Raw genomic sequence first — 1,312 nt, forward strand, 5'->3', positions numbered from 1 at the left:
TGTCATAGTCGTCGCGGTGTTCCCGGACCAGTCGCACCGCTCTGGCCTTGGTGTTCTCGTCGTACTTGCTCGGCATCGCGCCATCCTTCCCAACAAAGGAAGTGCGCATAAAACCGGGGACGGTTCAGTCGATGATGGTCATGGGGTGGGTGAGCGGTCGTAGATTGGCCGGATTACCGCCTGTGCGTGGGTTGTTCGGGTGTGTGGGTATGCGAGGACGATGCGGGGGTGCTGGCTCTGGCTCGGAGAGGGCGACCGTGGTGTGCGGGTGACAGGCCCGAAGGCCAGTGCGGGGTGCGGGCGTCAATCGAAGCGGGTGCGTTCAATGCTGTTGTAGGCGCTGAAGAATCGGTCCAGGTTCCGGTGGTAGCCGATGATCCGCACGGTGAGGGTGCGGAGGATGATCATCGCGGGGATGAGGATGGCCTGGGTGGTGAAGCGGCGGAACTCCATGTTGATCCAGTCGCGCCGGTCGGCCTTGGGGTGCAGCATCATCGCGAACCAGGACTTGATGTTCCACGCCAGCGCGGCGATGACCATGTAGGCCCAGTTGGAGACCAGGTCGTAGAGCGGCACCCGCAGCGCGTTGACGCCGTTTTTGAGCTGCTCGATGATGTTTTCCTGGTCGCAGCGGTCGTTGGCGCAGGCCACGACCTGGGCGGGGGTCGGGTCGGTGCGGGTGGTGATGTAGAAGAAGCAGCGGATCTCCTCGATGAGGGCCGCCTCGCCGCGGGTCTTGCTGATGTTCTTGCGCAGCGCGATCACCCGGTAGGGTCGGCCGCATTTGCCGGGCTGGTAGCTGAACTCGGCGACATGCTCGCAGTTGAGTTCGAGGTTGAGGTATCCGCGTTCGGCGACGATGCGCCGCTTGTGGTTGGGTTCGCGTTGGCGGCGCTGCCCGGACCGTGGCGGGGCGGCGGCGGGCCGCTGCAGCGGTGTCCAGTCGGTCTCGTCCAGCGCTTCGGCGCGCGAGCGCAGCGCAGTGTTGCAGTCCATGCCGAACACGAAATCGACCCGCTCGGCCCATCGGTCGAAGTGCGCGGTCAACGAGAAGTCGGTGTCCCCGCGCAGGCACACCCGTGCGGCGTGCGGGGTGACCAGCTCGATCGCCTTGTCGATCCAGGCCGGCGCGCCGGCGTGGCTGGGCACGTTACCGGAACGGTTGACCAGGTAGAGCACTTCCTTGGTGTTGGCCAGCGACACGATCAGCGGCGCGTAGCCCCAGATGCCCTTGTAGGACATGTCCATTCCGGCCTTGTGTTGCCCGTAGGTGGGTGCGATGGTGCCGTCGACGTCGAGGTAGGCGACCGGG

General features: G+C 65.3%; 1 protein-coding gene. It reads right to left on the reverse strand.

Going from position 1 to position 1,312, the window contains the following annotated elements:
• Positions 1–303: 303 nt before the first annotated feature.
• On the reverse strand, positions 304–1,312 hold a 1,009-nt coding region (locus EET03_RS29705), incomplete at its 5' end, for an IS1380 family transposase (protein ID WP_122508871.1).

This window comes from Mycobacterium innocens, from assembly GCF_900566055.1.
Taxonomy (GTDB): Bacteria; Actinomycetota; Actinomycetes; order Mycobacteriales; family Mycobacteriaceae; genus Mycobacterium; species Mycobacterium innocens.